This window comes from Trinickia sp., assembly GCF_035492435.1.
Classification (GTDB): Bacteria; Pseudomonadota; Gammaproteobacteria; order Burkholderiales; family Burkholderiaceae; genus Trinickia.
In genome coordinates this window covers 1-4,033 of sequence record NZ_DATJJF010000223.1, presented here as the reverse complement: position 1 = coordinate 4,033, position 4,033 = coordinate 1, and the positions used below count along the sequence as shown (strand labels likewise).

The window sequence follows — 4,033 nt, the reverse complement described above, 5'->3', positions numbered from 1 at the left end:
ATCGCGCTTACCCATAGGTTGACAAGGACACCGATCCTCACGCCACGCAAGCTGAAGGCGATTCGGGCCGCGACGTTGTCGACGTTGTTGGCCAGCGCTATTGCGCAGGCATAAAGGAGGTAACGCATCATCGTAGGTGCTATGCCCTAGTACGCAGCGGTTACCGAGACGCAATTTGCGCGTCCGCGATACCGTGCTTGATCCAGTGGCCGAACGATACCCGGTGTTGGCTCGATGAGGCACGTTGGCTGCTTTTGGCTGGCCGGGCGGAGGGCTTGGAGAGCAGTTTGCCGTCGTCCTGGCCCAGGCATCAGCTACCGTCAATCATTTTACTGACCCCGATAAACGTGCGCTGCGCTCAGATGACCTTTGGCCTGGATTGCCATTACGGCCGCATAGTCCAGCATTCGCGTGACGGCAGCAGTCGTTGATGCCCCGTGGTTTGCGAAATTGCCCCTTATTGGAATCATTGATTTGCAGACGAATCCTTCGTACTTTGCTGACGAGATGAGCAAAGAGTCACGAACGATGCTTCTCTAGCAGATGAGGTGGGGACCTTGGACAACAGCCGTCCCAGATTGGCAGTCGGCCGATGAAATTGTGTGCCGACCGCAATGCGTTTGGGCTTGATTTCTACGCGCTGAAATGCGTTGCGTAAAGCGGAATACGTTCGCCTTGGTATTCGAACGTCATCGGCGTAACCGCTTTCGCGATGCGTTGGCGACCCAGTTCGAATGCCAGCGTGAGTTGTCGGGGGCTGGTGTCGGCGGCGCCTAGTTCTGCTTGTGCAATGTCGCCGCGAATCTCGAAGGCCCGGAAGCCCCAGCCGAACTCATACGCGGCAAACCACAGCGATTCGCCACGCACCACGGGATGGGTAAGCTTGAGCATGGCGGGGTCCATATATCGTTCCTGGCAATTCGTAACGTCAATTCGGCGATTGTAAATCGCCGCCTAACACGGCGGGGACATTGATATCGTTTTCAGCTATCGTGGCTATAGTCTCCGGATTGATGTCTCTGCGCTGTCTACCATAGCTCGCGGCGCGGCCCGACGGATGAGCGCAATAGGAGCAACGACCGTGCCGGCCGGCACCTTGGCTATCGTAATCCACGCACTCATGCGACGGTCGGCACAAGATACGTCGAAAAATGTAAAAAATAAAAATTACATTTCTATGCCGCTCTCCGCGCTGGGGCAGGAGCGCAGAATTACCACATTGTTATTTTGTGGCGAGCAGCGATGAGAGCGAGGTCTAATTGGCTTGACGTTGGCTATCTTGTTGAGCCACTGCAAACGCGGCGGCAATCGAGATCTTTCAACGCGCATCGACGATCGTAGCGCGAAGGCTCAATTACGCAGTGCACGCGCTGCAGCGACAGAACGAGTGAGTCAAGGAGTGAATGATCGGTTCTCTTCATCGCGAGGCCTAAGCGCTATGGCCCTATAAAATCGGCATCGGTTGCGTTGCGATGCTCGGTCCGAACAAAGTCTAAGCGAACCATCAGACAAATTTCGGGATGCACGGACGCATTAACGGATGGGCCGACACGCGCCCGTTGCGTTACAGCACACCTATCGATGCTATAGAAATTGCCAATTGGGGAGCGAGCATTCCATTTCCTAGATTGAATGCGCGTGGCGCGCTCCCACGGGCACGCGGTGCACACCGTTTCCCCGCAAATACCACAAGTAGGCTCGGTGCACGCACGGCCTCTTTTGCGTGTGCCTGTCCTCGAAGGAGGTTGAGATGGCACAGTTGAAAGGCTCTAAGACGGAAGAAAACCTGAAAGCTGCGTTTGCAGGTGAATCGCAGGCGAATCGCCGCTATTTGTATTTCGCGGCCAAGGCTGATGTCGAAGGTCAGAACGACGTCGCGGCGTTGTTCCGCTCGACTGCGGAAGGCGAGACAGGCCATGCGCATGGACACCTCGAGTATCTCGAGGCGGTTGGCGATCCGGCCACGGGGCTTCCGTTCGGCACGTCGCGGCTCAATCTGCAATCGGCCATCGCTGGCGAGACGCATGAATACTCCGATATGTATCCCGGCATGGCAAAGACGGCTCGCGAGGAGGGCTTTGACGAGATCGCGAACTGGTTCGAGACGCTTGCCAAGGCGGAGCGCAGTCACGCCAATCGTTACGTAAAGGCACTGGAATCGTTTGCCGGGTGAACGGCCGGGGCACGGACGCATTAGCACTCCGCGGCGATGCGTTCGTTCATCTGTTACTCGGCGGTTAGCCTAGAACCATTGCAGATCTGTTGTTAGGAGCGCGATACATGCCGCACAAGGAAGGCAGCCTTGAAGCGCCGACTCGATCTGCGCTCGATTGGCGTACAGACGCGTTTTACGACCAAGCCGCTATTGATCGCGAGCTTGCCCGTGTTTTCGACTTATGCGCCGGTTGCCGGCGCTGCGTATCGTTGTGCGGTGCATTCCCGACGCTGTTCGACCTTGTCGACGAGACGGATAGCTTCGAGGCCCATGACATTGACAAGCGCGCCTATTCAAAAGTGGTCGATCAGTGCTACCTGTGCGACCTCTGCTACATGACGAAATGTCCCTACGTACCACCTCATGCGTGGGGCGTCGATTTTCCGCATTTGATGCTGCGTGCAAAGGCAGCGAAGTATAAGCGCGGTGAAGTGGCGTTGCGCGACAAGGTGCTGTCGAACACCGATGCGCTGGGGCGCTTGGCGGGCATTCCGGTTGTGACCCAAACCATCAACGCGATTCACCGAACGAAGACGATGCGCGGTGCGGTGGAATCGGCGCTCGGTGTCGATAAAGAAGCCTGGTTGCCGGAGTTTGCGCCTCGCAAATTTCGCCGTGCCGCCAAGCGTTCCCCGGAGCTGCCGGTTCGTGATGGAGAGCTCACGCCGGGAAAGGTTGCCATTTATGCAACTTGCTATGTCAACTTCAACGAGCCTGGCATCGGCCATGATTTGCTTGCACTGTTGGCCCATAACGATATCCCCTATGTGCTCGTGGCAAGCGAAGCCTGTTGCGGGATGCCGCTGCTTGAACAAGGCGATCTCGACGGCGTTGCAGCAAAGAAAGACGAGAACATCCCCGTGCTTGCGCACTATGCCCGCGAAGGCTACGCGTTGATGGCAGCCATACCGAGCTGCGTGTTGATGTATAAGCACGAGCTGCCGCTCATGTTTCCTGAAGACGAGGACGTACGTGCAGTAAGCGCTGCGTTTTGGGATCCGTTCGAATATTTTGTGTCACGGCATCGCGACGCGTTGCTGAAGACGGACTTCAAACAAGCGCTCGGAAAAGTGTCCTACCACGTACCGTGTCACGGCCGGGTGCAAAATCTCGGGCGCAAGACTTTCGAGGCACTTTCCCTCATACCGGGCACCGAAGTGAAGGTGGTCGAGCGGTGCTCCGGTCACGCCGGAACGTTTGGCGTCAAGAAGGAGTTTCATCGCACTGCGATGAAGATTGGCGAACCGGTGTTCAAGGCCATGGCCGAGGGCGAGCCTGCGTTCATTGCATCGGATTGCCAGTTAGCGGGGCACCACATCGAGCAGGGCATCGATGAGAGCGGCCTCGCCAAAGCGGCGCTCGCGCATCCGCTGACCTTGCTGCGCAAGGCCTATGGCATATGACCCGTTGAACATCGAGACAGCCTGAGCCTAAGCATTGCGGTACTTGTGCAACGTTTCTTTGAAAGGGAATGTGACCAATGACAATTTCCCGCAACTCGCTGATGACACTGGAAGCCTATGCGAAAGAGCGCAAGGCAATACGCGAGCGCGTGATCGAACATAAGAAATATCGCTGCGTGCGCCTGGGCAATCACTTGACGCTGCTGTTCGAGGACGAACTGACCATCCGCTACCAGATTCAAGAGATGCTGCACATCGAAAAGATCTTCGACGAAGGTGGCATTCAGGCGGAACTGGACGCCTATTTGCCGCTTGTTCCAGACGGAACCAATCTAAAGGCGACGATGCAGATCGAGTATGAAAACGAAATTGAGCGGTGTGCCGCGTTGCGACGCTTGATCGGCATCGAGGATCA

4 protein-coding genes are annotated in these 4,033 nt (G+C 56.6%); 3 read left to right on the top strand and 1 reads right to left on the bottom strand.

Features of this window, described 5'->3' with window-relative positions; genetic code table 11:
• Positions 1-633: 633 nt before the first annotated feature.
• A complete protein-coding gene (locus VL598_RS16275; RefSeq protein ID WP_325327759.1) occupies positions 634-891 on the bottom strand; it encodes a hypothetical protein in 258 nt (85 codons plus the stop codon).
• Positions 892-1,750: 859 nt separating this feature from the next.
• Here VL598_RS16275 and VL598_RS16270 point away from each other — a divergent pair.
• The 3 genes from VL598_RS16270 to VL598_RS16260 all read left to right on the top strand — a co-directional run.
• Positions 1,751-2,173: a rubrerythrin family protein gene (locus VL598_RS16270; protein ID WP_325327758.1), complete on the top strand. Its 423-nt coding sequence runs from the start codon at positions 1,751-1,753 to the stop codon at positions 2,171-2,173.
• 107 nt (positions 2,174-2,280) lie between these two features.
• Positions 2,281-3,618, top strand: a complete 1,338-nt coding sequence (locus VL598_RS16265; protein ID WP_325327757.1) for a heterodisulfide reductase-related iron-sulfur binding cluster — start codon at positions 2,281-2,283, stop codon at positions 3,616-3,618.
• A gap of 77 nt (positions 3,619-3,695) precedes the next feature.
• Positions 3,696-4,033 (top strand): DUF3501 family protein (locus tag VL598_RS16260; protein ID WP_325327756.1); only part of this gene is annotated, 338 nt, incomplete at its 3' end.

What these genes read in the sequence shown, in the direction of transcription:
- VL598_RS16275 (WP_325327759.1), bottom strand. Translation starts at nt 891, where the DNA reads ATGCTCAAGCTTACCCATCCCGTGGTGCGTGGCGAATCGCTGTGGTTT.
- VL598_RS16265 (WP_325327757.1), top strand. Translation starts at nt 2,281, where the DNA reads ATGCCGCACAAGGAAGGCAGCCTTGAAGCGCCGACTCGATCTGCGCTC.
- VL598_RS16270 (WP_325327758.1), top strand. Translation starts at nt 1,751, where the DNA reads ATGGCACAGTTGAAAGGCTCTAAGACGGAAGAAAACCTGAAAGCTGCG.